Genomic DNA, 23,787 nt, shown 5'->3' on the forward strand with positions numbered 1-23,787 from the left:
TTGAACTTCGATGAGCTCTTCGGAAACTTCCCGGCGCTGACCATCACCGGCCTGGAGCAGGGCGCGATCTACGCGCTCATCGCCCTCGGCTACACCCTGGTGTACGGCGTTCTGCGCCTGATCAACTTTGCTCACTCCGAGGTCTTCATGGTCGGTACCTTCACCGCCATGTGGACCTGGCAGGCCCTCGGGTACGACCAGAACGCGGCCGCCCCGGCCCTCGGCCCGCTGATCCTGGCGCTGGTTGCCGGTCTCGTGGTCGCGATGGCCGCCTCGGCCGTCACTGCGGTCACGGTCGAACTGGTCGCCTACCGGCCGCTGCGCCGCCGCAACGCGCCGCCGCTGGCCTTCCTCATCACCGCGATCGGCGCGTCGTTCGTGCTCGCCGAGTCGTTCGGCATCGGCACCCGCCGGGCCCCGTTCGGCATGGCGGAACTGGTCCCGTCGAAGACGGTCTTCACCATCTTCGGCGCCGCGGTGACCAACAGACAGCTGCTCATCCTCGGCGTCACACTGATCATGATGATCGCGCTGGACCAGTTCGTGAACCGCAGCCGGCTGGGCCGCGGCATCCGGGCGGTCGCCCAGGACGCGGACACCGCCGCGCTGATGGGTGTCAACAAGAACCGGGTCATCCTGCTGGTGTTCGTGCTCGGCGGCCTGATGGCCGGCGTGGGCGCCCTGCTGTGGGACATCCGGTTCGGCTACACCAAGTTCAACGTCGGCTTCCTGATCGGGCTCAAGGCCTTCTCGGCCGCGGTGCTCGGCGGCATCGGCAACCTGCGCGGCGCGCTGCTGGGCGGCCTGCTGCTCGGCGTGGTGGAGAACTACGCGGCCGGCCTCTTCGGCGGCGAGTGGAAGGACTTCACCGGCTTCGTGCTGCTGATCGTGCTGCTGATGTTCCGGCCGACCGGTCTGCTCGGCGAATCTCTCGGGAGGGCGCGCGCATGACCGCCACCGTGGACAAGAAGAAGGCCGGGGGCATCAAGACCCGCTGGGCGGCCATGCCGAAGCAGGTGCGCTGGGCGGCGATCGCCGCGCTGATCGTCCTGCTCTACATCCTGCCCAACAAGTGGTTCTACGAGTACCTCGGCTTCCCCATCGGCAGCGACTACTTCGCCTTCTACACCACCCGTTCGGACTTCGCCGGCGTGCTCTTCGACACCGCGGTGTTCGTCCTGCTGGCCGTCGGGCTCAACGTGGTGGTCGGTTTCGCCGGCCTGCTCGACCTGGGCTACTTCGGCTTCTACGCGCTCGGCGCGTACACCGTGGCGCTGCTCACCTCGCCGGAGAGTCGGTTCGGCACGAACTGGCCGTGGCTGGCGGCGGTGCCGCTGGCGGTGATGGTGGCGATGGTCTCCGGCGTGATCCTGGGTGGCCCGACGCTGCGTCTGCGCGGTGACTACCTGGCGATCGTGACCCTCGGCTTCGCCGAGATGATCCGGCTCTACGCGGCCCGCCAGGACGGCATCGCCCAGGGCCAGCGGGGCATTCCCGCGATCCCCCACCCGCCGGGCACCGGCACGGACGGCAAGCCGCTGTTCGGGGTGGTGGACGCCCGGCCGTACTACTGGCTGATGCTGACGCTCATCCTGATCGTGCTGGTGCTGATCCGGAACCTGGCCAACAGCCGGGTCGGCCGGGCCTGGGTGGCGATCCGCGAGGACGAGGACGCCGCCGAGATCATGGGCGTGCCGACGTTCAAGTACAAGCTGTGGGCGTTCGCCATCGGCGCGGCCGTGGCCGGCCTGACCGGCGCGGTCTTCGCCGGCAAGCAGACGTTCATCAACTCCGACCAGTTCGTGCTGGAGAGCTCCATCCTGGTGCTCGCCGCGGTGATCCTCGGCGGCGCCGGCAACATCAAGGGCGCCATCGTCGGCGGCGCGGTCACCTGGTACCTGCCGGAGTGGCTGCGCGGCGTCGGCGACCTCATCGGGGTGGAGTTCGACGCCGCCGAGTACCGGATCCTGGTCTTCGGCCTGGTGGTCATCGTCATGATGATCTTCCGGCCGCAGGGTCTGGTGCCCAACCGGCGGCGGGCGGCGGAGTTCGCCGACCGGCGCAAGGAAGCGGTTCCCCAGGAGACGGTGCCCAATGAGTGAGCCGCAGATGCACAGCGAGCGGGACGAGACCAGCGAGCGGGACATCGCCGACGACGGTCGCAGCACGGTCGGCAGCCCGCCGGAGAAGGGCGCGGACACGCCGGTCGAGCCCACGCCGGGCGAGACCGCCGCGGCCGGGCGGGAGCCACTGCTGGAGGTCGACCACGTCACCCTCCGCTTCGGCGGTGTGGTCGCCCTCAACGACGTCGCCTTCACCCTGTACAAGGGCGAGATCCTCGGCCTGATCGGTCCGAACGGCGCCGGCAAGACGACCTGCTTCAACGCGATGACCGGCGTCTACCGGCCCACCGAGGGCGAGATCCGGTTCGCCGGGCAGCGGGTCAACGGCAAGCGCCGGAGCTGGATCACCAAGGCCGGCATCGCCCGGACGTTCCAGAACATCCGGCTCTTCCCGGAGATGACCGCGCTGGAGAACGTGATGGTGGGCGCGGACGCCCACCACAAGACCAGCGTGATCTCCGCGATGCTGCGGCTGCCGCGGCACTGGCGGGAGGAGCGGCAGGGCCGCGAGAAGGCGCACGAGCTGCTGCGCTTCGTCGGCATCGAACGTCGCGCCGGGGACCTGGCCCGCAACCTCTCGTACGGCGAGCAGCGCCGGCTGGAGATCGCCCGGGCCCTGGCCACCGATCCGACCCTGCTCTGCCTGGACGAGCCGGCCGCCGGCTTCACCCCGGCGGAGAAGGAGGAACTGCTCGGCCTGATCCGGAAGATCCGCGACAATGGCACGACGATCCTGCTGATCGAGCACGACATGCGACTCGTCATGGGCGTGACCGACCGCATCGTGGTGCTGGAGTTCGGCAAGAAGATCGCCGAGGGCCTGCCGGCCGAGGTCCGGGAGGACCCGAAGGTGATCGCCGCGTACCTGGGGGTGCCGACCGATGCTGCTTGAGATCAACGACCTGACCCTGCTGTACGGGCGGATCCAGGCGCTGCACGGGATCAGCCTGACGGTCAACGAGGGCGAGGTGGTGGCTCTGATCGGCGCGAACGGCGCCGGCAAGACCACCACCATGCGGGCCATCTCCGGGCTGCGCCCGGTGGCGTCCGGCTCGATCGTCTTCGACGGCACCGACGTCACCCGGATGCGGGCCGACCTGCGGGTGGTCCGGGGCATCGGGCAGGCGCCCGAGGGCCGGGGCGTGTTCCCCGGGATGACCGTCGTGGAGAACCTGGAGATGGGCGCGTACACGCGCAAGGACCGGTCGGGCATCGCCGAGGACATGAAGATGGTCATGGACCTCTTCCCCCGGCTGCACGAGCGGCGCAAGCAGGCCGGTGGCACCCTCTCCGGCGGCGAGCAGCAGATGCTGGCGGTGGGCCGGGCCCTGATGGCCCGCCCGAAGCTGCTGCTGCTCGACGAGCCCTCGATGGGGCTCGCGCCGATGCTGATCCAGCAGATCTTCGAGATCATCACCCGGATCAACGAGCAGGGCACCACCATCCTCCTGGTGGAGCAGAACGCCCAGCAGGCGCTCTCCCGCGCCCACCGGGGCTACGTGCTGGAGACCGGCCGGATCGTCAAGGAGGGCACCGGCCGGGACCTGCTGCACGACCCGGCGGTCAAGGAGGCGTACCTCGGCGTCGCCTGAGTCGTACCCGCCGGCGGCCGGCCGTCCCCACCCGGGGCGGCCGGCCGCCGCTTTTCGCGGTGCCGCGGTCCGCCGGGATGTCGGGCCCACGGGCTAGAGTCGCTGCCGTGACAGCTACGACGCCGCGCCTGCTCCTCGTCGACGGACACTCCCTGGCATACCGGGCGTTCTTCGCCCTGCCGGTGGAGAACTTCTCCACCACCACGGGGCAGCCGACCAACGCCGTCTACGGCTTCACCTCGATGCTGATCAACGTGCTCCGCGACGAGCAGCCCAGCCACATCGTGGTCGCCTTCGACGTCTCCCGCCGCTCCTTCCGCACCGAGAAATACGCGGAGTACAAGGCCGGCCGCAGCGAGACCCCGACCGACTTCAAGGGCCAGGTCAGCCTCGTCAAGGAGGTCCTCGCGGCGCTGCGCATCCCGGTCGTGGAGAAGGAGGGCTACGAGGCCGACGACGTCATCGCCACCCTCGCCTGCCAGGCCCGCGACCAGGGCATGGACGTGCTGATCACCACCGGCGACCGGGACGCGTTCCAGCTCGTCGGCGACCAGGTCACGGTGCTCTACCCGCGCAAGGGCGTCTCCGACCTGGCCCGGATGGACCCGGCCGCGGTCGAGGCGAAGTACGGCGTGGGTCCCGGCCGCTACCGGGACCTGGCCGCCCTGGTCGGCGAGACCAGCGACAACCTGCCCGGCGTCCCGGGCGTCGGCCCGAAGACCGCCGCCAAGTGGATCAACCTCTACGACGGGGTCGAGGGCGTCGTGGCCCGGGCCGACGAGATCAAGGGCAAGGCCGGCGACAGCCTGCGCGAGCGGCTCGCCGACGTGATCCGCAACTACGAGATCAACTGCCTGGTCACCGACCTGGAGCTGCCGGTGCGCCCGGAGGACGCCCGCTGGCAGGGCTGGGACCGGGAGGCCGTGCACCAGGTCTTCGACACCCTCCAGTTCCGCATCCTGCGCGACCGGCTCTACCAGTACCTGGAGGCCGTCGAGCCGGAGGCCGAGGCCGGCTTCGAGCTGGCCGGTCAGGTGCTCACCGAGCCCGGCGCGCTCGCCGGCTGGCTGGCCACGCACGCCCCGGCCGGCGCCCCGGTCGGCCTGGCGGTCAAGCTCGACACCGGCCCCAACCGGCGGCACACCGCCGCCGTGACCGGGATGGCGCTGGCCACCGCCGGTGGCGCGGCCGCCTGGTTCGACCCGGCCACGCTCGACCCGAAGGACGAGGGCGCCCTGGCCGGCTGGCTCGCCGACGAGGCCCGCCCCAAGGTGCTGCACGACAGCAAGCCGGCGGTGCTGGCCTTCGCCGCGCACGGCTGGGACCTGCAGGGCATCTCCCGCGACACCCAGATCGCCGCCTACCTGGCCCGCCCCGACCAGCGCTCCTACGACCTCACCGACCTGGCGCTGCGCTACCTGCACCGGGAGCTGCGGGTCGACGCGCCGGAGAGCGGCCAGCTCACCCTCGACGGGCTGGGCGACGACGGCGCGGCCGAGCAGAACCTCATGCTCCAGGCCCGGGCCACCCTCGACCTGGCCGACGCGATCGACGCCGAGCTGTCCCGCGACGGCGAGCAGTCCGCCCGGCTGATGGCCGGCGTCGAGCTGCCGCTCATGCGGGTGCTCGCCACCATGGAGCGCACCGGCATCGCCGCCGACACCCACTACCTGTCGGAGCTTGAGGCACACTTCGCCGCCGAGGTGAAGGCCGCCGCCCAGGGCGCGTACGCGGCGGTCGGGCGGGAGTTCAACCTGGGCTCGCCCAAGCAGCTCCAGGAGATCCTCTTCGGTGAGCTGGGCCTGCCCAAGACCAAGAAGATCAAGACCGGCTACACCACCGACGCCGACGCCCTCCAGTGGCTCTACGCGCAGAACCCGCACCCGGTGCTGGAACACCTGCTGCGCCACCGTGACGTCGCCAAGCTCAAGACGACCGTCGACGGGCTGCTCAAGTCGGTCTCCGACGACGGCCGGATCCACACCACGTTCAACCAGACGGTGGCGGCCACCGGCCGGCTCTCCTCGACCGAGCCCAACCTCCAGAACATCCCGATCCGCACGGAGGAGGGGCGGCGGATCCGGCGCGCCTTCGTGGTCGGCGAGGGCTACGAGTGCCTGCTCACCGCCGACTACAGCCAGATCGAGATGCGGATCATGGCGCACCTGTCCTCCGACGACGCGCTGATCGAGGCGTTCAACTCCGGGCACGACTTCCACGCCGCCACCGCCTCCTCGGTCTTCACCGTCGAGGTCGACCAGGTCACGGCCGACCAGCGCCGCAAGATCAAGGCGATGAACTACGGCCTGGCGTACGGGCTCAGCGCGTTCGGCCTGTCCCAGCAGCTCGGCATCAGCGCCGAGGAGGCCCGCGGCCTGATGGAGAACTACTTCGCCGGGTTCGGCGGGGTGCGCGACTACCTCCAGGAGGTGGTGGCCCGGGCCCGGCAGGACGGCTACACCTCCACCATCCTGGGCCGCCGCCGCTACCTGCCCGACCTGGTCAGCGACAACCGGCAGCGCCGGGAGATGGCCGAGCGGATGGCCCTCAACGCCCCCATCCAGGGCTCCGCGGCCGACATCATCAAGGTCGCCATGCTGCACGTCGACAGCGCGCTGCGCGACGCCGGGCTGCGTTCCCGGATGCTCCTCCAGGTGCACGACGAGCTGGTCTTCGAGGTCGCCCCCGGCGAGCGGGAGGCCCTGGAGGCGCTGGTCCGCAAGGAGATGGGGGAGGCGTACCCGCTCTCCGTGCCGCTGGAGGTCTCCGTGGGCGAGGGCCGCGACTGGAACAGCGCCGACCACTGACCGGAGCACCGAATCGTGGACACGGTGCCCGCGCCGGTGACCACCACGGTCCGCTGCTGTTCGTCGTTCATGCCGCCGATCGTCCGACCCTGCCGTCAGTGGCAGGGTCAAGCGCCCGGGTCAGCGGCCCGGCCCGCGGCGTTCCTTCGGCGGGGCGCCGTGCCGCTGCAGAGCCTTCCGGGACGGGCCGCCCGGCGGCGGGAGCGGCGCCTTGACCGGGTCGTGGCCCCAGTTCATCAGCGAGTACCGCCAGCGGGTGCGGCGCACGTCGCCGCTCGGCCGCTGGGCCATGTGCCGCCGGACGTACCCGACGACCTTGCGCATGTGCTTGTAGTCGGCGGCGGTGAGCTGGTCGCGCTTGCTGCGCAGCAGGTCGATGATCCTCCGGCCCGACTCGTGGCCCACCGACTCGCCGCCGGCGGTGCCCTTTCGCCAGCCCACGTGCTTCGACTCGTCGGTCTCCAGCCACTTCTGGAGCTCGCCCGGCTTCATGTTCACCGCGTCGGTGAACTCCCGGTACGTCTGCTGCGGGTCATCACTTCGGCTCATGACGCAGCACCTCCGGTCGATGGGCGACGTCCCGGCCCGAGTCGTCGTTGCGGATCCGGTACTGGGGATCCTCCGGCGTGGCGTTCACGGCGTGCCCGCGGATGTGCGTCCGGTCGATCAGCTTCTCCTTGACCACGCCGTACGCCCGACCGCTGTGGCTGGCCCAGGAGACGTGGTCGCCCCGGCGGAACTCCTCCTTCTCGGCCATGCGCGCGGTTACCCGGGGTCGGCGGCCGGAAACGACGCCTCAGTCGGCGGCAGGCTTCTCCGCGACGAAGATGGCGGTGCCGGGGAAGAGCCGGCCGCGCAGCGGGCTCCACTGCCCCCAGATCCCCTCGTGTCCCGCCGGCCACTCCGGCTCCACGAGGTCCACCAGCCGGAAGCCGGCGCCCACCAGCTCCCGGATCCGGTCGCCGAGGGTGCGGTGCTGTTCGACGTACGTGGCCACCCCGTGCTCGTCCTGCTCGACGTAGGGGGAGCGGTCGAAGTACGAGTGCACGGCGGTGAGCCCGCCCTCGCCCGGGTCGTCCAGGAAGATCCAGCGCATCGGGTGGGTGACCGAGAAGACCCAGCGGCCGCCCGGGCGCAGCACCCGGGCCACCTCCCGCATGGCCGCCGCCGAGTCGTCCACGAACGGGATCGCGCCGAACGCCGTGCAGACCGTGTCGAAGGCCGCGTCGGCGAACGGCAGGGCGAGCGCGTCGGCCTGCACGAGCGGCACGCGTACGCCGGTCCGGGCGGCGGCCTCGGCGGCGTGCCGCAACATGCCGGCGGAGAGGTCCAGGGCGACCGGCCGGGCGCCCTGCGCGGCGAGCCAGCGGGCGGCGGCGGCCGCCCCGCAGCCGAGTTCCAGGATCCGGCGGCCGGCCACCTCGCCGAGCAGCCGGGCGTCGGCCTCGCGCAGCCCCTCGGGGCACCAGACGAAGTCCACCTCGCCCAGGAACGCGCCGTGCTCTGCCTGGTAGGCGTCGGCGTCGGTGTCCCACCAGCCCCGGTTGGCCCGGCGGACCTCGGCCGCGCCCACCCGGCGCCGGGTCACCCTGTCGTCGTCCACCCGCTCACGCTAGGCCCCCGGGCGCCGTGCACGGGGGCCGGGCGGCCGTGTGACGGGTGGGGAAGGTGTGACGGACGAGACACCTGTCGCACCTTACCGCGCGAAATCTCCGCTTTCGCAGCTGGCGAGGCTGAGGAGACCTGGGAGGGCTTGCACGCTGTGGTAATGCAGCGGGTAGGCTAGACGATGCGCTCGCGGATCGTGTGCCTCGGCAGGGAGCAGGTGTGCGGTCACCGGAGCCACTAATGATCTTCTCATGGCGATCGTTCGGTGTGCCCGGCGACGAATCCGCTGGCGCGGACAGGTCACCGCGACGCCCACGCCTGCTGTGACAACCCATCCGACCGGAGCAACCGCCCACATGACGAGCAGCATCGAGGCCCCCTCGAGCGCCAACAAGGTCACGCACGACGATCTCGGTTCTGAGGAAGCTTTCCTCGCCGCGATCGACGAGACCATCAAGTACTTCAACGACGGCGACATTGTCGAAGGCACCGTCGTCAAGGTCGATCGGGACGAGGTCCTTCTCGACATCGGCTACAAGACCGAGGGTGTCATCCCCTCTCGGGAGTTGTCGATCAAGCACGACGTGGACCCCGCCGAGGTCGTCTCGGTCGGCGACCACATCGAGGCCCTTGTCCTCCAGAAGGAGGACAAGGAGGGGCGTCTGATCCTCTCCAAGAAGCGGGCGCAGTACGAGCGGGCCTGGGGCACGATCGAGAAGATCAAGGACGAGGACGGTGTCGTCCGCGGCTCGGTCATCGAGGTCGTCAAGGGTGGTCTCATCCTCGACATCGGGCTGCGCGGCTTCCTGCCCGCCTCGCTCGTCGAGATGCGGCGGGTCCGCGACCTGCAGCCGTACGTCGGTCGCGAGCTCGAGGCCAAGATCATCGAGCTGGACAAGAACCGCAACAACGTGGTGCTGTCCCGCCGGGCGTGGCTGGAGCAGACGCAGTCCGAGGTGCGCACCGAGTTCCTCAACAAGCTGCAGAAGGGCCAGGTCCGCAAGGGCGTCGTGTCCTCGATCGTCAACTTCGGCGCGTTCGTCGACCTGGGCGGCGTGGACGGCCTGGTGCACGTCTCCGAGCTCTCCTGGAAGCACATCGACCACCCGTCCGAGGTCGTCGAGGTGGGCCAGGAGGTCGAGGTCGAGGTCCTGGACGTCGACCTGGACCGCGAGCGGGTCTCGCTGTCGCTGAAGGCGACCCAGGAGGACCCGTGGCGGCAGTTCGCCCGCACCCACGCGATCCAGCAGATCGTGCCGGGTAAGGTCACCAAGCTCGTGCCGTTCGGCGCCTTCGTCCGCGTGGACGACGGCATCGAGGGCCTGGTCCACATCTCCGAGCTGGCCGAGCGCCACGTGGAGATCCCGGAGCAGGTCGTGCAGGTCGGCTCCGAGGTCATGGTCAAGGTCATCGACATCGACCTGGAGCGGCGCCGGATCTCGCTGTCGCTCAAGCAGGCCAACGAGGGCTTCGTCGAGGGCGAGGAGCACTTCGACCCGACCCTCTACGGCATGGCCGCGACCTACGACGAGCAGGGCAACTACATCTACCCGGAGGGCTTCGACCCGGAGACGGGCGAGTGGCTCGAGGGCTACGACAAGCAGCGCGAGACCTGGGAGCAGCAGTACGCCGAGGCGCGCCAGCGCTGGGAGGCCCACACCAAGCAGGTGCAGACCTCCCGCGCCGCCGACGCCGAGGCCGCTGCCAACCCGGCTCCGGCCGTCACCGGCGGCACCACCACCTCGACCACGGCCCCGAGCCGTCAGGCCGAGGAGCCGGCCGGCACGCTGGCCACCGACGAGGCGCTCGCCGCGCTGCGGGAGAAGCTCGCCGGCGGCAAGTGACCCGGTGACGAGCCCAGCTCGGCGCGGCCGAGCCTGGCGAAGTCGCTGACGACGAGGGGCCCCGTCCCCGCGATCCGGTACCACCGGGTCGCCGGGGGCGGGGCCTTCGCCGTGTCCGGGGCAAGTTGGCACCGGAAACGGTGATCGGGTTGACTGTCCCGGTGCTGAAGGTGGGGTTGACCGGCGGGATCGGGTCGGGCAAGAGCGCGGTGTCCAGCCGGCTGGCGGCGCTCGGCGCGGTGATCGTCGACGCGGACCGGATCGCCCGCGAGGTGGTCGCGCCGGGCAGCGAGGGCCTCGCCGAGATCGTGGCGGCCTTCTCCGACCGGGTCCTCGACGCCGACGGGGCGCTGGACCGGGCCGCCCTGGGGGCCGTGGTCTTCGGCGACGAGGACGCCCGCCGCCGGCTGGAGGCGATCACCCACCCGCGGGTCCGCGCCCGCACCGCCGCGCTGATGGCCGCGGCGCCCCCCGACGCCATCGTGGTCAACGACGTGCCGCTGCTGGTCGAGGTGGGGCTCGCGCCCACGTACCACCTGGTGCTCGTGGTGCAGGCGGCGGTGACCACCCGGCTCGAGCGGCTGGCCCGCGACCGCGGCATGGACCGGGCGGAGGCCGAACGGCGGATCGCCGCGCAGGCCGACGACGCCCGCCGGCAGGCGGCGGCCGACGTCCTGCTCGACAACGACGGCACCCTCGCCGACCTGCACGCCGCCGTGGACACCCTCTGGCACGAGCGCCTGCGACCCTACGAGCGCAACGTCCGCGAACGCCGCGCCGTCCGGCCCGAGCAGGTGGTGCTCACCGAACCCGACCCGACCTGGCCCCAGCAGTACGCCCGGCTGGCCGCCCGGATCCGCCACGCGGCCGGCGCCGACCTGCGGGTGGATCACATCGGCTCCACCGCGGTGCCCGGGCTGGCCGCCAAGGACGTCATCGACATCCAGGTCACCGTGCCGTCGCTGGCCGACGCGGACGGGCCGCTCGCCGACCGGCTCGCCGAGGCCGGCTTCCCCCGGCTGGCCGGCGACTGGTGGGACAACCCCCGCCCGCCCGGCAGCCCCCTCTGGGAGAAGCGCCTGCACGGCAGCGCCGACCCGGGCCGCCCCGTGCACCTGCACCTGCGGGTGGCCGACTCGCCCGGCTGGCGCTACGCCCTGCTGATGCGCGACCACCTGCGCGCCGACCCCGGGCAGCGGGCCGCGTACCTCCAGTTGAAGCGGGAGCTGGCCGCCTCCGCGCCGGACAGCGCCACGTACGGGACGCTGAAGGACCCCTGGTTCGACGAGGAGCACCTGCGGGCCGAGGAGTGGGCCGCGCAGACCGGTTGGCGGCCGTGAGCCCGCTCAGCGGCGTTTCGCCGGCTTCCTGACGGCACGCTCGGCGCCGGGCAGCGCCGGCACCCGCCCCGGGGCGAGGTCCAGCTGCACCCAGACGCCCCGCGCGGTCCGCAGCTCCAACCGGCGCGGCAGCCCGCTCCGGTCGATCCACCAGCGCAGCACGCCGCGTACCTCGATGACGTCCACGGTCCGGTCCGCCACCCGGTCGTCCCGGACCCGGACGGCCGCGGTGGCCGGCACGGCGGTCGCCACGCCCCGCAACGCCTCGTCGACCAGCCGCTCCACGTCGTCGCCCGGCGGCCGCCCGGCCGCCCGGACCAGCCCGTCCGGCGCCGGCAGCGGCGGGGCCGCCGCGCCGCCCGCCGGCACCACGAGCCGGGCCACGCTGCCCGGCCGCGCCCGCACCAGCGTGCGCCGTCCCGGGTCGTCGGCCTCCACGACCGAGAGGTACGCGGCAGAGCCCGCCCAGCTCAGCCAGCCGCTGCCGCGCAGGTCGCCGGACGGGGCGGTCACGGTCAGCGTGGCGCCGCCGGCCGCGCGCAGCCGGTCGGGCAGCTCGGCCAACCGGTCGGCCTCGCCGTCGGAGAGCGCCCGGGGCAGCCCGGGACGCCCGCCGAGCGCGTCCACCGGGCGCAGTGTGGGGCGGTCGCTGCGGGCCAGTTCCACGGTGACCGGGGTGCCGTCCGGCAGCCAGCCGGCCAGCCGGTGCAGCCGGGCGTCCCGGTCGACCCAGAGCCGGGGTCGCCGGTCCGGCGCCGACCCGGCCCCCTGGAGCGCGGGAAGAGGAGCCTGGAGGACATCCACCGGGACGCCGCCGACGGTCTCCCCGCGCAGCCAGCGCGCCTCGGGGGTGAGCGGGTCGACCTGAGCCGCGCCGAGCCCGAGCAGCAGGTCCCGCACCGCGGGCAGGCCGCTCCCGGCCGGCAGCTCCCGCAGCCGCCACCGGTCGTCCGGCGGCACCAGCGGCGGGGGCGCCGGGGTCGGCGTCGCGGCGGGATCGGGCCGGACCAGCAGCGTCGACGCGGTCCCCTGGACCAGCCCCCGCTCGGTGCCCGCCCCGGGACCGCCGACGTCCAGGTAGACCAGTGGCCGGGCCCAGTCGACCCAGCCGACCAGCTCGGTACGGCCACCGCCCGCACCCAGCGTGACCCGTACGCCGGCGCGCACGTCCCGCTGGTTGGTGACCCGCAGGGCGGCCAGCCGCTCCGCCTCGGCCACGGTGAGGGGACGGGCCGTCTCGGCGGGCTCGACCGGCTCGGGCGACCAGCTCAGCAGGCCGGCGACCAGGGCGGCCGCCGAGGCCGTGGCGGCCGCCGCGAGCGCGACCAGGGCGGCGCGGCGGCGGGTCGGTTGCTCGGGTGGATCGTCCGTCCCGTCCAGTTCGGGGTCGGCGGACGGCTCGCTCGGGCGACGCCCGACCCTCGGATCGGCGAGGGTTCGGCGGACGGTGGGGCCGACGGGTTGGCTCGCGGTCGTGGCGGCGCGGCGGTGGCGGTGGCCGCGGCCCGGCTCGCGGGGGAGGGCCGTGGCGGTGGGCTCGGTGGCCGTGGGGATGTCGGTGGCGTGGACCGCTCCGCGCCGCCACTTCCGTGATCTTGGCGGCTTGTCGTTCGCGCCAGGCGGCTGGTCGCCGGGGTCGTCAGGCTGCGGCGCGGTGGGGCGGCTGGGGGACCGGGCTGCGGGCGCAGCGGACCCGCCCGGCGTTGCGCCGGCGGGCACGGCGGGCGTCGCGGGGTGGGCGGAGGGCTCGGGGGCGGCGGGCACGGTGTTCGTGGCCGGTTCGGGGGTGGCGGCGTCAGCGGGCGACGCCGGGCGGGAGGCCGTGGGGCTGTCCGAGTCGGCTGCCGTGGGCGCTTCGCCCCGAGGCCGGGCAGCGCCTCCTGCTGCGCCGCCAGGGCCGGATCGGCCCGTTCCGCGGTCTGCGTCGGTGGGCTCGCCCGTCTGCGGGGCGGCGGGTGGGCGGGGATCGGGCGGGGAGGGGCGGGCTTCGTCGGCGGGGAGCGGGCCGGTGTCGCGGGTGCGAGCGGGTCGCGGCCGGCGTCCGGGAGAGGTCTCCACGAGTGCACAACGCGGCTGCCGGGTTTCGGTGACGAGCAGGGGCGCTCGCGGCGGCCGGTCAGCGCCTGTAGCGCGACCACCTCGGGTGCGCACGCCGGTCTCTCGGGTGCTGCGACCCCCGGTGCCGGGGGCGGCCGGGCCCCGGAGGGGCGGCCACCGGCCCGGTCGGCCGCCGCGAGCGGCCTACGGTACGAGGGTAGTCCGGTGAGATGAGCCACACAATGGGAATATCGAAGCCGATCAGGGACGGTGCGTGCTCGGCCCGGAAGTGTCGGACCTCGGGCGTACCGTTGATGTCATGGCGCTCGACATTCCTCGGCTCGACGGCCGCTTCCAGGTCGTCAGCGAGTTCCAGCCGGCCGGCGACCAGCCGGCAGCCATCGACGAGCTTGAGCGTCGCGTGCGACGTGGCGACCGTAACACGGTGCTGCTCGGCGCGACCGGCACCGGCAAGAGCGCCACCACGGCGTGGCTGGTCGAGCGGCTCCAGCGGCCGACCCTGGTGCTCGCGCCCAACAAGACCCTCGCCGCCCAGCTCGCCAAGGAGTTCAGCGAGCTGCTGCCGCACAACGCGGTCGAATACTTCGTCTCCTACTACGACTACTACCAGCCCGAGGCCTACATCCCGCAGACCGACACCTACATCGAGAAGGACTCCTCGATCAACGAGGAGGTCGAGCGGCTGCGGCACTCGGCGACCATGTCGCTGCTCACCCGGCGCGACGTGATCGTGGTGGCCACGGTGTCGGCGATCTACGGCCTGGGCACCCCGGAGGAATACCTCGACCGTGCCGTGCGGGTCAAGGTGGGGCAGGAGCTCGACCGTGACCAGCTGCTGCGCCGGCTGGTCGACATCCAGTACACCCGCAACGACATGGCCTTCCAGCGGGGCACCTTCCGGGTCCGGGGCGACACGCTGGAGATCATCCCGGCCTACGAGGAGCTGGCCGTCCGGATCGAGCTGTTCGGCGACGAGATCGAGAAGCTCTACTACCTCAACCCGCTCACCGGCGACGTGGTCCGCGAGGTCGACAGCCTCATGATCTTCCCGGCAACGCACTACGCGGCCGGGCCGGAGCGGATGGAGCGGGCGATCCGCGACATCGAGGCCGAGTTGGGCGAGCGGCTGGCCGAGCTGGAGCGGCAGGGCAAGCTGCTGGAGGCGCAGCGGCTGCGGATGCGCACCACCTACGACATCGAGATGATGCGCCAGGTCGGCTTCTGCTCCGGCATCGAGAACTACTCGATGCACATCGACGGGCGGCTGCCCGGCAGCCCGCCGCACTGCCTCCTCGACTACTTCCCCGACGACTTCCTGACCGTGGTCGACGAGTCGCACGTGACCATCCCGCAGATCGGCGGCATGTACGAGGGCGACGCCTCCCGCAAGCGGATGCTGATCGACCACGGCTTCCGGCTGCCCAGCGCGGCCGACAACCGGCCGTTGCGCTTCGACGAGTACCTGGAGCGGGTCGGCCAGATGGTCTTCCTCTCCGCCACCCCCGGCCCGTGGGAGCTGGAGCAGGCCCAGGGTGAGTTCGTCGAGCAGGTGATCCGCCCCACCGGCCTGATCGACCCCGAGGTGGTCGTGAAGCCCACCAGGGGCCAGATCGACGACCTGATGCACGAGATCAAGCTGCGGACCGAGCGGGACGAGCGGGTCCTGGTCACCACGCTGACCAAGAAGATGGCCGAGGATCTCTCCGACTACCTGCTGGAGAACGGCATCCGGGTGCGTTACCTGCACTCGGAGGTCGACACGCTGCGCCGGGTGGAGCTGCTGCGCGAGTTGCGCAAGGGCGACTACGACGTGCTGGTCGGCATCAACCTGCTCCGCGAGGGCCTCGACCTGCCCGAGGTCTCCCTGGTGGCGATCCTCGACGCCGACAAGGAGGGCTTCCTGCGCAGCGGCCGGTCGCTGATCCAGACCATCGGCCGCGCGGCCCGTAACGTCTCCGGCCAGGTCCACATGTACGCCGATAAGATCACGCCGTCGATGGCCCAGGCGATCGAGGAGACCAACCGGCGCCGGGCCAAGCAGATCGCGCACAACGAGGCCAACGGGATCAGCCCCGAGCCGCTGCGCAAGAGGATCCACGACATCCTCGACGACATCTACCGCGAGGCGGAGGACACCGAGAACAGCCGGGTCGGCGGGGCTGTCCGGCAGCTGTCCCGGGGCAAGGCGCCGGTCAAGGAGACCCGCAGCCGGGGCCGGGGCGGCGCGGCGACGCCGTCGCGCGAGGGGATGGCCCGGGCCGACCTGGCCAACCTCATCCAGGAGCTCAACGACCAGATGCTCGCCGCCGCGCGGGAGCTGCAGTTCGAGCTGGCCGCCCGGATCCGCGACGAGGTCGCCGACCTGAAGAAGGAACTCCGCGGGATGGACGCCGCCGGGGTGAAGTGACGCACCGGGGTCGGGGGAGGTCGCCGTGCTGACCGAGGCCGTGATCGGGCTCCCCGACCCCCGGCTGCGCCGCTACGTCGACCGCTACCTCGGCTACCGGGAGCAGGCGGCCGGCCCGCTGGTGCGCCGGGAGGCGGCTGGCGCCTTCGTGGTGCTGATCCTCGGTTGGGGCGCCCCGTTGGACGTGACCGATCCGCGCGCCGCCGACCGGGGCGCGCACGCGACGAACGCCTTCCTGGCCGGGCCGTTCGACGGCTGGTGCGCGACGCGTACCGCCGGCGAGGGCGCCGGTGTGCAGGTGCTGCTGACCGCCCCGGCCGCTCGCCGGCTGCTCGGGCTGCCGCTGGGTGAGCTGGCGAACCGGGCGGTCCCGGTCGACCGGCTCGGCGGCTGGTTGGCCCGGCTCCGCGACGAGCTGGCCGGTCTGCCCGACTGGGCGGGCCGGTTCGCCCGGCTCGACGCCGCCCTCGCGGCCCGGCTGGCGGTGACCGGGCCGGTCGATGCGCGCCTGCTGCGGGCCTGGCGGCTGCTCGACGGCAGCGGCGGCGGGCTGGGCGTCGGCGCGCTGGCCGAGGAGGTCGGCTGGAGCCGCCACCACCTGGCCGTCCGGTTCCGGCGGGAGTTCGGCCTGCCGCCGAAGACCGTCGCCCGGCTGCTCCGCTTCCAGCGGGCGTACGCCGCGGTGGGCCACACGCTGCTCACCGCGCCGGCCGGGGACGCGCACCCGGCCGCCGGCGCGGGTGGCGGCGGATGGGCGGAGCTGGCGGCGCGGTGCGGCTACTACGACCAGTCGCACCTGATCCGGGAGTTCCGCGAGTTCGCCGGGGCCACGCCCGCGACGTTGGCCCGGCCCGGATCGCATTCGTCCAATCCCGGCTGACCCGTCCGCCGGCAGACTCGGACCCATGCGAAGCATCTACCCGGTCCTCCGGTACCCCGACGCCCGCGCCGCCGTCGACTTCCTCCGGTCCGCGTTCGACCTCACCGTCCACGAGGTGCACGAGGGCCCCGCCGGCGAGGTGCGGCACGCCCAGCTGGGCTACGGCGACGGCCTCGTCATGGTCGGCCCGGGGCCGGCCCCGGCGAGCCGGCCGGCCGACGACGACTATCGCGTCTACGTGGCCGTCGACGATGCCGACGCGCACCACGAGCGGGCCCGGGCGGCCGGTGCGGAGATCGTCCGGCCGCCGTTCGACACCGACTACGGCTCCCGTGACTACGCCGCCCGCGATCTGGCCGGCCTCGTCTGGTCCTTCGGCACCTACCGCCCCTGACGCCGGTCGATAGCTCTGCGCGAGCAAGGTATTGCCCTGCGTGATGGTCATGCGTACTCTCCCTCGGTGGGGAGGCGCGCATGCCGTTGTCAGCAAGTCCTGTCGTCCGGCGGGTGCGGCTCGGCGCGGAGCTGCGCCGGCTGCGCCGCCGGGAGTCGCTCACCCTGGAGCAGGTCTGCGGCCGGCTCGGCTGGGCGTCCACATCGAAGCTGTCCCGCATCGAGCTGGGGCAGAGCCGGCCCGACCTGGCCGACGTGCTCGACCTGTTCGACGTCTACGGGGTGCCGCCCCACCAGCGGGACGAGCTGATCGTCATCGCCCGGGACGCCGCCACCGGCCGCGGCTGGTCCAAGGCGCTGGGCGAGATGGGGGAGCGGCAGCGGGCGTACGCGGAACTGGAGGCGGGCGCGGTCCGCATCGTGGACTACCAGCCGGTGCTGGTGCCCGGGCTGCTCCAGATCCCCGAGTACGCCCGGTTGCGGGTGTCGGCCGGTGCGCTGCTGGCCGACGACGTGGACGTCGAGGCCGACGTCCGCGCCCGCGCGGTGCGCCAGGAGGTGCTGTGCCGGCCGGAGCCGCCGCACTACACCGCGCTGATCGACGAGCGGGCCTGCGACCCGGCCGGCCTGTCCGCGGAGGTCTGGCGGGATCAGCTCCGGCACCTGGTCGTCCTCGCCGAACGGCCGCACGTCACCATCCGGCTGCTGCCCCGGAACGCCACCCCCTACGGCGACCTGCACCCGCTCGCGCCGTTCTCGTACTACGCGTATCCGGACCCGGACGACCCCCGCACCGTGCTGGTGGAGACGCTCACCACCGACCTGCGGCTGGTCGCCGAGGCGGACGTCGCCCGCTACGAGCAGTTGGTCGACTGGCTGCTGGCGGCGGCGCTGCCGGAGGAGGAGACGGTGGAGCTGCTGGGCCGGCGGCTCAACCCCGCGCCGGTGCCCCGACCCCGCGAGCCCGACTGAGCGGTCAGCCCGACTGAGCGAGCCCGCGTTCGGCGCGCGGCCACCGGGCCCGGCGCCCCCGATGCCCGTCGGGTTCCGGTGGCCGGCGCGTCGAGCGCAGGCTATGTCAGGGGTACGACAGCTCAGGCCGGCACGTCGACGAAGTGCTCGACCAGCGGCGGGCCGGCGAAATGCGGCCCGATCAGCTCCCGCCACTGCCCGAAGCGCTCGCTCTGCCGGAAGTTGACGTCGTGCGCCTCGACGGAGTCCCACTCCACCAGCAGCACGAACCGGGACGGCGACTCGACGCCGCGGGTCATCCGCACCGAGCGGCAGCCCTCGGTGCCGGCGAGGATCGGGCGCGCCTTCGCGTAGGCGGCGGCGAAGTCGTCCTCGTGTCCGGGCGTCACGTCGATCAGCGCGACCTCAAGAACCATGTCGGAAGCCTCGCACGCCGGCCACCGTCCGGTACGCCCCGGGGGCTGTTCCGCGCGCCACACCGGGCTCTAGGGTGGTCGCTCGGGAAACGGGGAGGACACATGCTCGACTGGCTCACCGCTACGGCGTTCACCGTGCTGGGCGCCGGCACCACCTGGGCGGAGCTGCTCGGCTTCGCCACCGGTGTGGTCAACGTCTGGCTGGTGGCCCGGCAGCACATCGCCAACTGGCCGATCGGCATCGCCAACGTGCTGCTGCTGATGCTGCTGTTCTGGACCGCCGGCCTGTACGCCGACGCCGGCCTCCAGGTCGTCTACGTGCTCCTCGGGCTCTACGGCTGGTGGCACTGGCTGTTCGGCGGGGAGCGGCGCAGCCGGCTGACCGTGGCCCGGACGAGCCGGCGGGAGTGGTGGGCGCTCGGCGTGGCCGGCGTGCTGCTCACCGTGGGGCTCTGGGCGCTGCTGGACCGGGCCACCGATTCCACGGTGCCGCTGGCCGACGCGGTCACCACCGCGCTGTCGCTGCTCGCCACCTACGGCCAGACGCGCAAGCTGGTGGAGAGCTGGTGGCTGTGGATCGCTGCCGACCTCGTCTACATCCCGCTGTACGCGTACAAGGGACTCTGGCTGACCGGCGGCCTCTACCTGATCTTCCTGGCGCTCTGCGTGGTGGGGCTGCGGGAGTGGCGGGCGGACCTGCGCCGGCGCGCGGCGGCGACCCCGGTGCCGCCCGGGCCGGCCCCGGTCGCCGCGTGAGCGCGGGGAGCGAGCCGGGTCGGGAGTTCCGGCACGGCCTCGTGGTGGGCAAGTTCTACCCGCCGCACGCCGGGCACCACGCGCTCATCGAGGCGGCCGCCACCCGCTGCGCGGCGGTCACCGTGGTGGTCGCCCCGTCCCGGCGCGAGTCGATCCCGCTGGACCTGCGGGTCGCCTGGCTGCGCGAGGTGCACGCCGCCACGCCCTGGGTGCGGTTCGTCGGCCGGTACGACGACCACCCGGTCGACTACGCCGACCCGGCGGTCTGGGACCTGCACTGCGCGGTGTTCGCCGACGCGCTCGGCGGGGAGCCGGTGGACGCGGTGTTCTCCTCCGAGGCGTACGGCGAGGAGTTGGCCCGTCGTTTCGGCGCGGTCGCGGTCTGCGTGGACCTGGACCGGCGTGGCGTCCCGGTTTCCGGCACGGCCGTGCGCGCGGACCCGGCGGCGCACTGGCGTCGGCTGAGCCCGCCGGTGCGGGCCTGGCTGGTCCGCCGGGTCGTGGTGGTCGGTGCCGAGTCGACCGGCACCACGACGATGGCGGAGGCGCTCGCCGCCCACTACGGCACCGCCTGGGTCCCGGAGTACGGCCGCGAGCTGACCGAGCGCAAGCTCGCCGGGCTGCGGGGTGTCCGGCCGGACGCGACGGTCTTCGACGTCACGTGGGCCCGGGACGACTTCCTGGAGGTGGTCCGCGAGCAGCAGGCCGCCGAGGACGCGGCGGCCCGGGTCAGCGGTCCGCTGCTGTTCTGTGACACCGACGCGCGGGCCACCGCGATCTGGGAGGAGCGTTACCTCGGGTCGTCGTCGGAGGGGGTCCGGGCCGCGGCCCGCCGGCCGGCGCTGTACCTGCTGACCGACCACGACGGGGTGCCGTTCGCCGACGACGGCCTGCGCGACGGGGAGCACCTGCGGGCGTGGATGACCGGCCGGTTCCGGGCGGAGCTGGCCGGCTGCGGGGTGCCCGTGGTCGAGCTGCGCGGGTCGCACGAGCAGCGGCTGGCGGTCGCCGTGGCCGCCTGCGACGCCCTGCTGGCGGCGGGCTGGTCCTTCACCGAGCCGCTGTCCGAGGCAACCGCCGGACCCCACAGATCGGGCACCTAGCCTCCTAGGATGCCCTACGCGACGAGACCTGTCGCGCGTCGGAACGTGATGACCCTGGCAAATGGGGCCCCCGAAGATGCGGCGACCGGGCCTGATGGTGAACAATGGCGGCCGAGGAGGGGAGTATTCCCCCGTGACGGAGTCGTCAGCACGGAAGAGCGCCGGCCCCCCGGTCGCACGACCCGGCTCCGTCGGTCAGTGACCCGTTGCCGGGTCGGTGGCGGAAGAGACCTCCGACAGTCACCAGAGTCAGCGTCGACGCACCCCGGCCCCTCACCCGGCGTACGGTGTGCCCGACGCTGTGTGTCTGCCGGAGGATGATTTGAACGTGTCCGGAGTGGTGTGGGCGGGGACCCTGGTCGCGATGACCGCGGTCCTGTTGGTCGACCTGTTCATCATCGGTCGCCGCCCGCACGAGCCCAGCGTCCGCGAGTCGAGCCTGTGGGTCGGCTTCTACGTGGCACTTGCCCTGATCTTCGGAGCGGGGCTGTGGCTCACCTCAGGCCCCAGCGTGGCCGGCCAGTTCTACACCGGGTGGCTCACCGAGTACAGCCTCTCGGTGGACAACCTCTTCGTCTTCGTGATCATCATGGCCCGTTTCGGGGTGCCCCGGCAGTACCAGCAGAAGGTGCTGCTCATCGGCATCCTGCTGGCGCTGGTCATGCGGGGCGGCTTCATCGCCGCCGGCGCCGCGCTGATCTCCCAGTTCTCCTGGGTGTTCTACATCTTCGGCGCGTTCCTGATCTACACGGCGGTCAACCTGGCCCGCCAGGGGGAGCCGGACGAGGACGAGTTCAGCGAGAACCTGCTGATCCGGTGGAGCCGCAAGGCGCTGCCGCTGTCCCGCACCTTCGACGGGGCGCGGATGACCACCCACGAGAACGGCCGGCGGTTGTTCACCCCGATGCTGATCGTGATGATCGCGATCGGCACCACCGACCTGATCTTCGCCCTCGACTCGATCCCGGCGATCTTCGGCATCACCCAGGAGCCGTACCTGGTCTTCACGGCGAACGTGTTCGCGCTCATGGGCCTGCGGCAGCTCTACTTCCTGCTGGGCGGCCTGCTGGACCGGCTGATCTACCTCAGCTACGGCCTGGCCGTGGTGCTCGGCTTCATCGGGGTCAAGCTGGTCCTGGAGGCCCTCGCCGACAACAACCTGCCGTTCGTCAACGACGGCGAGCACGTGGGCTGGGCCCCGCACATCCCGATCTGGCTGTCGCTCACGGTCATCCTGGGCACTCTCGCCGCGGCGACCGCGGCCAGCCTGGTCAAGTCGTCCCGCGACCGGCGCCGGGAGCTGGCGGAGGCCCGCCGCTGACCGGACCCGTCGGAAAAGGGGCGCTCCCGCGGTCGGGAGCGCCCCTTTCGGCGTACGCGGGTCAGATCCGGTGCGCGCCAACCAGGGTGGCCTCGCGCTCCGGGGGGAGCTGCTCCTCCACGACGAGGCGCTTCTTGTAGCAGGCGTGCAGCATCCGTCGCGTCCCGCCGTGCGGCTCGGTGCTGACGATGCCGACGTGGTGGATCCGCCGGCCCGGCCGGGCGAAGAAGTAGAGGTCGCCGGGGCGTTCCTGGTCCAGTGCCAGGGGAGTGGTGGCCTCGGCCTGGTCGTCGGCGTCCCGGGGCAGCGTGACGCCGTACCGGCGCCAGGCCAGGTGCACCAGGCCCGAGCAGTCGATGCCGTACGTGGACAGCCCGCCCCAGACGTAGACGAGGTCGCGCAGCCGTTCGGCGACGGCCAGCACCTCCTTGGCCTCCGGCCGCTCGGTTGGCAGCGGGACCAGGTCGCCCTCGGGGGCCCAGAGCGGGTCGGCCCGGCCGGGCACGTGGACCGGCCGCCAGCCGTCCACCGGCCGCCCGGCCGGGGCGAGGAGCGTGCCGAGGACCACGCCGGTCAGGGCCGGCGGGCCGGCGGGGGCGGCGCGCAGCGTGGTGTGGCCGGCGTCCACCACGAGGGGGGTGGCCGGCGGGCCGGGCTCCGCCGGGGCGGTGAGCTGGGCGGCGGGCAGCCAGCCGGGATAGCCGCGGACGTCGAGCTTCGCCGCGGGCTGCGCCAGGGCGACCACGTGCGCCCAGCCGTCCGCGCGCAGCTCGGTGACCAGCACCCGCTCGCCGAGCAGTAGCTGGGTCAGTACGCAGTCGCCGACCTGCTGCTCGCGGTCCATGCCGGCGACCCAGGCGGCGGTGTCGGGCGTGTCGGACAGCGCGGGGCGGTCGACCGGACGGACCGCGTCGGGCGCGGTCCAGAGGGTCGCCACCGGGACCCGGACGACGGCCTCGCGGCCGGTTTGCAGCTCCACGTCCACCCCCACGTCGCGCCTCTTCGGGCGACCCTATGAAAAATTCCAACGGCACTCAACCGCGCGACTGAATCTTTACTTCACTCACGTTCGCGATGCCGAGCCCGGGAGCGTCCGGCAGCACGACGGTCGCGCCGTCGTACCGGATGCCCCCGGCGACCGGCGACCAGGCCAGCCACCAGGCGGCGTCGAGGTCCGACACGGCCGTCGTGCCGTAGGCGGCGACCAGGCTCGCGGCCGCGCCCAGGCCGACCTGGCTCTCCATCATCGAGCCGACGATCGTGCCCATGCCGTGCGCGGCCGCCAGGTCGAGCAGCGACCGGGCGGTGTGCAGGCCGCCGCACTTGGCCAGCTTGACGTTGACCATGTCGGCCGCCCGGCGGCGGATCACCTCGACCAGGTCGCGCAGGTCGAAGACCGACTCGTCGGCGAGGATCGGCAGCTCCACCCGGTCGCTGACCCAGGCCAGCCCGTCCAGGTCCCGGCGGTGCACCGGCTGCTCGACCAGCTCGACGTCGAGGCCGGCGTCCTCGATGCCGCGGATCACCCGCACCGCCTCGCGTGGCGTCCAGCCCTGGTTGGCGTCCAGCCGGATCCGCACGTCGGGCCCGACCGCGGAGCGGACCGCGCGGACCCGATCCAGGTCGCCCCGCGCGTCGGTGCCGACCTTGAGCTTCAGCACGGTGAAGCCCTCGGCCCGGCGCCGGGTGGCCGCCGCGGCGAGGTCCACCGCGTCGCCGGCGGCCAGGGTGACGTCCGTCGGGACGCGCAGTGTGGTGCCGCCGAGCAACCGCACCAGGGGTACGCCGAGCCGCCGCGCGGCCAGGTCGTGCAGGGCCACGTCGACGGCGGCCCGGGCCGACTCGTTGCCCACCACCGCGCGGCGCACCTCGGCGCAGCGGGCCTGGAGGTCGTCGGCGTCCCGCCCGGTCAGCAGCGGCCCGAGCAGTTGCTGGACGCATGCCTCGGCGCCGGCGATCGACGCGCCGGTCACCTGCCAGACCTGCGGGGCCTCGCCGAAGCCCGACCGTCCGTCGGTGTCCACCACCTCCACGACCAGGGTGTCCACGGTGGTGGTGCGGCGCAGCGCGGTGACGAACGGGGTGTGTAAGGGGGCCGAGAGCCGGTGGGTGCGTACCGCGGCGATCGTCATGTGGGGCACCCTATATGGAGCTGGCGGCGATCAGG

At 72.9% G+C, this 23,787-nt stretch carries 21 protein-coding genes; 14 read left to right on the forward strand and 7 right to left on the reverse strand.

The features are described from left to right. The 5 genes from FXF50_RS18935 (at position 1) to polA (ending at position 6,522) form a co-directional block, all read left to right on the forward strand. Complete coding sequence (locus FXF50_RS18935) at positions 1-951, forward strand: branched-chain amino acid ABC transporter permease (protein ID WP_148429660.1); 951 nt, start codon at positions 1-3, stop codon at positions 949-951. Further along, positions 948-2,102, forward strand: coding sequence for a branched-chain amino acid ABC transporter permease (locus FXF50_RS18940; RefSeq protein ID WP_148429662.1), 1,155 nt, complete (start codon positions 948-950; stop codon positions 2,100-2,102). Before FXF50_RS18935 ends, FXF50_RS18940 begins: the two co-directional genes overlap by 4 nt. Next, positions 2,095-3,015, forward strand: coding sequence for an ABC transporter ATP-binding protein (locus FXF50_RS18945; protein ID WP_187399728.1), 921 nt, complete (start codon positions 2,095-2,097; stop codon positions 3,013-3,015). The genes FXF50_RS18940 and FXF50_RS18945 overlap by 8 nt, the downstream gene beginning before the upstream one ends. After that, positions 3,005-3,715 carry an ABC transporter ATP-binding protein gene (locus FXF50_RS18950; protein WP_148429664.1) on the forward strand — a complete coding sequence of 237 codons (711 nt, stop codon included), beginning with the start codon at positions 3,005-3,007 and terminating at the stop codon, positions 3,713-3,715. Before FXF50_RS18945 ends, FXF50_RS18950 begins: the two co-directional genes overlap by 11 nt. A 107-nt stretch (positions 3,716-3,822) precedes the next feature. Next, positions 3,823-6,522, forward strand: a complete 2,700-nt coding sequence (gene polA / locus FXF50_RS18955; protein WP_148429666.1) for a DNA polymerase I — start codon at positions 3,823-3,825, stop codon at positions 6,520-6,522. Positions 6,523-6,642: 120 nt separating this feature from the next. On the opposite strand, the gene FXF50_RS18960 is transcribed toward polA, so the two are convergent. The 3 genes from FXF50_RS18960 to FXF50_RS18970 are packed head-to-tail and all read right to left on the reverse strand — an operon-like array spanning position 6,643 to position 8,125. Then, the gene (locus FXF50_RS18960; protein ID WP_148429668.1) at positions 6,643-7,071 is read right to left on the reverse strand and encodes a DUF3140 domain-containing protein; all 429 of its coding nucleotides are present in this window, start codon (positions 7,069-7,071) and stop codon (positions 6,643-6,645) included. Next, entirely contained in the window at positions 7,058-7,279 is a 222-nt protein-coding gene (locus tag FXF50_RS18965; RefSeq protein WP_148429670.1) for a DUF2945 domain-containing protein, read from the reverse strand. Before FXF50_RS18965 ends, FXF50_RS18960 begins: the two co-directional genes overlap by 14 nt. Before the next feature lie 39 nt (positions 7,280-7,318). Next, positions 7,319-8,125 carry a class I SAM-dependent methyltransferase gene (locus FXF50_RS18970; RefSeq protein ID WP_148429672.1) on the reverse strand — a complete coding sequence of 269 codons (807 nt, stop codon included), beginning with the start codon at positions 8,123-8,125 and terminating at the stop codon, positions 7,319-7,321. A 256-nt stretch (positions 8,126-8,381) separates the two neighbouring features. On the opposite strand from FXF50_RS18970, the gene rpsA reads away from it, so the two are divergent. Next, on the forward strand, positions 8,382-9,974 hold the full coding sequence (gene rpsA, locus FXF50_RS18975) for a 30S ribosomal protein S1 (protein WP_187399729.1): 1,593 nt from the start codon (positions 8,382-8,384) through the stop codon (positions 9,972-9,974). Between the two features lie 161 nt (positions 9,975-10,135). Further along, positions 10,136-11,314 (forward strand): dephospho-CoA kinase, encoded by a 1,179-nt coding sequence (gene coaE / locus FXF50_RS18980; protein WP_148429759.1) that lies wholly within the window; start codon positions 10,136-10,138, stop codon positions 11,312-11,314. 6 nt (positions 11,315-11,320) lie between these two features. Here coaE and FXF50_RS18985 read toward each other — a convergent pair whose 3' ends face one another. Then, entirely contained in the window at positions 11,321-13,078 is a 1,758-nt protein-coding gene (locus FXF50_RS18985) for a hypothetical protein (protein ID WP_255510107.1), read from the reverse strand. Positions 13,079-13,670: 592 nt separating this feature from the next. On the opposite strand from FXF50_RS18985, the gene uvrB reads away from it, so the two are divergent. The 4 genes from uvrB (at position 13,671) to FXF50_RS19005 (ending at position 18,024) form a co-directional block, all read left to right on the forward strand. Then, positions 13,671-15,779: an excinuclease ABC subunit UvrB gene (gene uvrB / locus FXF50_RS18990; RefSeq protein ID WP_148429676.1), complete on the forward strand. Its 2,109-nt coding sequence runs from the start codon at positions 13,671-13,673 to the stop codon at positions 15,777-15,779. 25 nt (positions 15,780-15,804) lie between these two features. Then, positions 15,805-16,659, forward strand: a complete 855-nt coding sequence (locus FXF50_RS18995; RefSeq protein WP_148429678.1) for a helix-turn-helix domain-containing protein — start codon at positions 15,805-15,807, stop codon at positions 16,657-16,659. Between the two features lie 25 nt (positions 16,660-16,684). Then, entirely contained in the window at positions 16,685-17,053 is a 369-nt protein-coding gene (locus FXF50_RS19000; RefSeq protein ID WP_148429680.1) for a VOC family protein, read from the forward strand. 80 nt (positions 17,054-17,133) lie between these two features. Then, entirely contained in the window at positions 17,134-18,024 is an 891-nt protein-coding gene (locus FXF50_RS19005) for a helix-turn-helix transcriptional regulator (RefSeq protein WP_148429682.1), read from the forward strand. Positions 18,025-18,146: 122 nt separating this feature from the next. Here the strand turns inward: FXF50_RS19005 and FXF50_RS19010 are convergent, their stop codons facing one another. After that, positions 18,147-18,440, reverse strand: a complete 294-nt coding sequence (locus tag FXF50_RS19010; RefSeq protein ID WP_148429684.1) for an antibiotic biosynthesis monooxygenase — start codon at positions 18,438-18,440, stop codon at positions 18,147-18,149. 102 nt (positions 18,441-18,542) lie between these two features. On the opposite strand from FXF50_RS19010, the gene pnuC reads away from it, so the two are divergent. The 3 genes from pnuC (at position 18,543) to FXF50_RS19025 (ending at position 21,620) form a co-directional block, all read left to right on the forward strand. Next, complete coding sequence (gene pnuC / locus FXF50_RS19015) at positions 18,543-19,196, forward strand: nicotinamide riboside transporter PnuC (protein ID WP_148429687.1); 654 nt, start codon at positions 18,543-18,545, stop codon at positions 19,194-19,196. Further along, positions 19,193-20,299: an AAA family ATPase gene (locus tag FXF50_RS19020; RefSeq protein ID WP_148429689.1), complete on the forward strand. Its 1,107-nt coding sequence runs from the start codon at positions 19,193-19,195 to the stop codon at positions 20,297-20,299. The genes pnuC and FXF50_RS19020 overlap by 4 nt, the downstream gene beginning before the upstream one ends. Before the next feature lie 322 nt (positions 20,300-20,621). Continuing rightward, positions 20,622-21,620: a TerC family protein gene (locus FXF50_RS19025; protein WP_148429691.1), complete on the forward strand. Its 999-nt coding sequence runs from the start codon at positions 20,622-20,624 to the stop codon at positions 21,618-21,620. A gap of 61 nt (positions 21,621-21,681) precedes the next feature. Here FXF50_RS19025 and FXF50_RS19030 read toward each other — a convergent pair whose 3' ends face one another. Both FXF50_RS19030 and FXF50_RS19035 read right to left on the reverse strand, forming a co-directional pair. Then, positions 21,682-22,611 carry an NlpC/P60 family protein gene (locus FXF50_RS19030; RefSeq protein ID WP_255510108.1) on the reverse strand — a complete coding sequence of 310 codons (930 nt, stop codon included), beginning with the start codon at positions 22,609-22,611 and terminating at the stop codon, positions 21,682-21,684. A gap of 43 nt (positions 22,612-22,654) precedes the next feature. Then, complete coding sequence (locus FXF50_RS19035) at positions 22,655-23,752, reverse strand: mandelate racemase/muconate lactonizing enzyme family protein (protein WP_148429693.1); 1,098 nt, start codon at positions 23,750-23,752, stop codon at positions 22,655-22,657. Positions 23,753-23,787 lie beyond the last annotated feature (35 nt).

It is taken from the genome of Micromonospora sp. AP08 (assembly GCF_008085935.1).
Taxonomy (GTDB): domain Bacteria; phylum Actinomycetota; class Actinomycetes; order Mycobacteriales; family Micromonosporaceae; genus Micromonospora; species Micromonospora chersina.

What these genes read in the sequence shown, in the direction of transcription:
- FXF50_RS19005 (WP_148429682.1), top strand. Translation starts at nt 17,134, where the DNA reads ATGCCGTTGTCAGCAAGTCCTGTCGTCCGGCGGGTGCGGCTCGGCGCG.
- FXF50_RS19035 (WP_148429693.1), bottom strand. Translation starts at nt 23,752, where the DNA reads ATGACGATCGCCGCGGTACGCACCCACCGGCTCTCGGCCCCCTTACAC.
- FXF50_RS18950 (WP_148429664.1), top strand. Translation starts at nt 3,005, where the DNA reads ATGCTGCTTGAGATCAACGACCTGACCCTGCTGTACGGGCGGATCCAG.
- FXF50_RS19010 (WP_148429684.1), bottom strand. Translation starts at nt 18,440, where the DNA reads ATGGTTCTTGAGGTCGCGCTGATCGACGTGACGCCCGGACACGAGGAC.
- FXF50_RS18945 (WP_187399728.1), top strand. Translation starts at nt 2,095, where the DNA reads ATGAGTGAGCCGCAGATGCACAGCGAGCGGGACGAGACCAGCGAGCGG.
- rpsA (WP_187399729.1), top strand. Translation starts at nt 8,382, where the DNA reads ATGGCGATCGTTCGGTGTGCCCGGCGACGAATCCGCTGGCGCGGACAG.
- FXF50_RS19000 (WP_148429680.1), top strand. Translation starts at nt 16,685, where the DNA reads ATGCGAAGCATCTACCCGGTCCTCCGGTACCCCGACGCCCGCGCCGCC.
- FXF50_RS18940 (WP_148429662.1), top strand. Translation starts at nt 948, where the DNA reads ATGACCGCCACCGTGGACAAGAAGAAGGCCGGGGGCATCAAGACCCGC.
- uvrB (WP_148429676.1), top strand. Translation starts at nt 13,671, where the DNA reads ATGGCGCTCGACATTCCTCGGCTCGACGGCCGCTTCCAGGTCGTCAGC.
- pnuC (WP_148429687.1), top strand. Translation starts at nt 18,543, where the DNA reads ATGCTCGACTGGCTCACCGCTACGGCGTTCACCGTGCTGGGCGCCGGC.
- FXF50_RS18965 (WP_148429670.1), bottom strand. Translation starts at nt 7,279, where the DNA reads ATGGCCGAGAAGGAGGAGTTCCGCCGGGGCGACCACGTCTCCTGGGCC.
- FXF50_RS18960 (WP_148429668.1), bottom strand. Translation starts at nt 7,071, where the DNA reads ATGAGCCGAAGTGATGACCCGCAGCAGACGTACCGGGAGTTCACCGAC.